This is a genomic window from Actinomycetospora sp., from assembly GCF_055612215.1.
Window position 1 is genome coordinate 1 of record NZ_JBVPVA010000502.1, and the last position, 2,796, is coordinate 2,796.

Below are 2,796 nucleotides of genomic sequence, written 5' to 3' on the forward strand. Positions count from 1 at the left end.
CTGCTGGTGTTCATGCTCTGGCACGGCATCTTCGTCGAGCAGCGCATCCACCCGGCGATCCCGGAGCCGCAGTACCCGGTCTACGCCTGAGGGGCGGCGATAGTGCCCGACGCAACGATCGGGCTGTCGACACCCACGCCATCACCTACCGTGGCGGGTTGATCCGAAGCGAGTCACCGCGATGGAAGGACACCCCGGCCCATGGACGTTCTGGGAATCGGCAACGCGATCGTCGACGTGCTCACGCAGACCGACGACGACACCATCACCGCCTTCGACCTGCCGAAGGGGGGCATGACGCTCGTCGACCAGGACCAGGCCGAGGCGCTGTACGCGAAGGCCGGTGAGACGACCGAGCGCTCCGGTGGGAGCGTCGCCAACACGGTCGCGATCGCGGCCGCCCTCGGCGGGGACACGGGCTACATCGGCAAGGTCCACGACGACCAGCTGGGCACGTCCTTCACGAACTCGATCCGCAGCCACGGCGTGAGCTTCCGCACCCCGGCGCTGACCGAGGGCCCGTCCACTGCCCGCTGCCTGGTGCTGGTGACCCCCGACGGCGAGCGCACGATGGGCACCTACCTGGGTGCCTGCACCGCGCTCGGTCCGTCGGACATCGACCAGGGAGAGGTCGCCGGCTCGTCGGTCGCCCTCATCGAGGGCTACCTGGCCGACACCGAGCAGGCCCGCGCGACCATCGGCAAGATCGTCGACGCCGCGTCCAAGAGCGAGGCCCGGGTCGCGCTGACGCTGTCCGACGCGCTGTGCGTCGAGCGCCACCGCGAGTACTTCCGCGAGCTGGCCCGGGAGAACGTCGAGATCCTCCTGGCCGACGAGGACGAGGTCGCCGCCCTGGTGGGCGACGAGCCGATCGAGTCGCTGCTGCGCGGCAACGGGGGCAACTGCGAGCTCGTCGTCGTCACCCACGGCGCGAAGGGCTCGACGATCTACGCCGAGGGCGGCACCACGCACGAGGTCGAGGCCCGGCCCGCTGACCAGCTCGTCGACACCACCGGCGCGGGCGACGCCTACGCCGGCGGCTTCCTCTACGGCCTGGTGCGCGGGTTCGAGCTGCAGGTGGCCGGGCGGATCGGCTCGGTGGCCGCGTCGCACGTCGTCGCCCAGCTCGGCGCGCAGCCGCCGGAGAACCTCAAGGCCACGGTCGCCCAGGACGTGCCCGAGGCCGGCTGACACCCCCGCAACGCACGAACGGCCGGTCGGTCACCACCACGGGTGACAGACCGGCCCTTCGTCTCTCCAGGTCGACCGCGACATGACGAGAGCCCCCGGACCCGTCGGGTCCGGGGGCTCTCGGTGTCAGGAGCGCGAGGGCGAACTCAGTTGAAGCTGTCGCCGCAGGCGCAGGAGCCCGTCGCGTTCGGGTTGTCGATGGTGAAGCCCTGCTTGTCGATGGTGTCGACGAAGTCGATCGTGGCGCCCTGCACGTACGGCGCGCTCATCCGGTCCACGGCCACCTTCAGGCCGTTGAAGTCGCGGAAGAGGTCGCCGTCGAGGCTGCGGTCGTCGAAGAAGAGCTGGTAACGAAGCCCCGCGCAGCCACCGGGCTGGACGGCGATGCGCAGGTGCATGTCGTCGCGGCCCTCCTGGTCGAGCAGGGCCTTCGCCTTGCTCGACGCGGCATCGCTCAGCTCGACGCCGTGCTCGGCCGTCTCGGTCGTCGGCGCGGTGGGGTTCTCGACGGTCATGGTTCTCCCTGGAGCTCCCGGTGCGGTCCGTGGCGTGCAACCCCGTCGGGCGGCGGGATGTTCCCGCCCGACGCGGCCCGTTGCGCCGGGCCCGGAGCGGTCCCGACGGCGCACGACGCGGCTCGCCTGCGATCTCCATGGTGGCACATCCCGGCCCCGTCATCACGTGGACCGAGCCCGACGTGCGCCACTCCTCACGCCCCGGCGGGATCCGGCGGCGGGGTGCGCCCGCCCGGGACCCGCCAGGACTGCCCGGTGCGGCGCAGCAGCGCGAACACCGCGAGGACCACCAGCCAGGCGACCTGCCAGCCGGTCGACACCACCAGCGCCAGCGGCCCCGTGATCAGGATCAGCATCGACAGGGCGTCGTCCCGGTCGTCCATGGCCTCTCCTCCCCGACACCTCACGGTGGCCCGCGACGCGCCGGATCCCGGTGAGGTGACCGCTCGCCGGTGAGCGCCGCGGGGCCTGCTCGCGGGCCGGGCACCGGGGACGGCGTCCAGCGCGACGGGCATGCGTACGGACCACCACGCTAGCGACCCTCGAGTGGTACCGGGTGCCTTATCCTGGGCGCGTGAACTTCCTGCGCCGCGGCTCCAGCGCCACCTCCGCGTCCGCCTCGACCGACGCCGCCACCGACGCCGCCGAGGAGCAGGAGGTCGTCTCGGTCGGCGCCCGGCGTGCGCAGTCGACCGGCAAGGGCCGCCCGACGCGGTCGCGGCGCGAGGCCGAGGGCCGCCGCCGCGGGCCCGTCGCGCCCGCCCCGAAGACGCAGCGCGAGGCCATGAAGCGCGCGAAGGCGACGCGCGGCGACAAGACCCAGCGCCGCGAGGCCTCGGCGGAGCGCCGCAAGCGCATGATGGCCGGCGACGACCGCGTGCTCCCGGTCCGTGACCGCGGGCCGGTCAAGGCCTTCATCCGGGACTCCGTCGACTCCCGGCGCCACCTCATGGGCCTGTTCATGCCGCTGGCGGTGCTGATCTTCATCACCGTCGTCGTCCCCGTCGCGGGCCTGCAGAACATCGGCAGCCTGCTCTGCCTGTGCATGCTCGCCGCGATGGTCGTCGAGGGCACGCTGCTGGGCCGCCAG

Annotated in this window: 4 protein-coding genes; 2 read left to right on the forward strand and 2 right to left on the reverse strand. The window is 72.6% G+C overall.

Going from position 1 to position 2,796, the window contains the following annotated elements; translation table 11 throughout:
- Positions 1-201 precede the first annotated feature (201 nt).
- Entirely contained in the window at positions 202-1,191 is a 990-nt protein-coding gene (locus AC0CYZ_RS13975) for an adenosine kinase (RefSeq protein WP_472216283.1), read from the forward strand.
- A 146-nt stretch (positions 1,192-1,337) separates the two neighbouring features.
- Here the strand turns inward: AC0CYZ_RS13975 and AC0CYZ_RS13980 are convergent, their stop codons facing one another.
- Both AC0CYZ_RS13980 and AC0CYZ_RS13985 read right to left on the reverse strand, forming a co-directional pair.
- Entirely contained in the window at positions 1,338-1,706 is a 369-nt protein-coding gene (locus AC0CYZ_RS13980; RefSeq protein WP_472216285.1) for a HesB/IscA family protein, read from the reverse strand.
- 194 nt (positions 1,707-1,900) lie between these two features.
- Entirely contained in the window at positions 1,901-2,089 is a 189-nt protein-coding gene (locus AC0CYZ_RS13985) for a hypothetical protein (protein WP_472216287.1), read from the reverse strand.
- Positions 2,090-2,280: 191 nt separating this feature from the next.
- Here AC0CYZ_RS13985 and AC0CYZ_RS13990 point away from each other — a divergent pair.
- Positions 2,281-2,796, forward strand: a 516-nt coding sequence (locus tag AC0CYZ_RS13990; RefSeq protein ID WP_472216289.1) for a DUF3043 domain-containing protein, incomplete at its 3' end; no start/stop codon positions are given.

Coding starts and splice junctions, on each gene's coding strand:
- AC0CYZ_RS13975 (WP_472216283.1), top strand. CDS start 202: ATGGACGTTCTGGGAATCGGCAACGCGATCGTCGACGTGCTCACGCAG.
- AC0CYZ_RS13980 (WP_472216285.1), bottom strand. CDS start 1,706: ATGACCGTCGAGAACCCCACCGCGCCGACGACCGAGACGGCCGAGCAC.
- AC0CYZ_RS13985 (WP_472216287.1), bottom strand. CDS start 2,089: ATGGACGACCGGGACGACGCCCTGTCGATGCTGATCCTGATCACGGGG.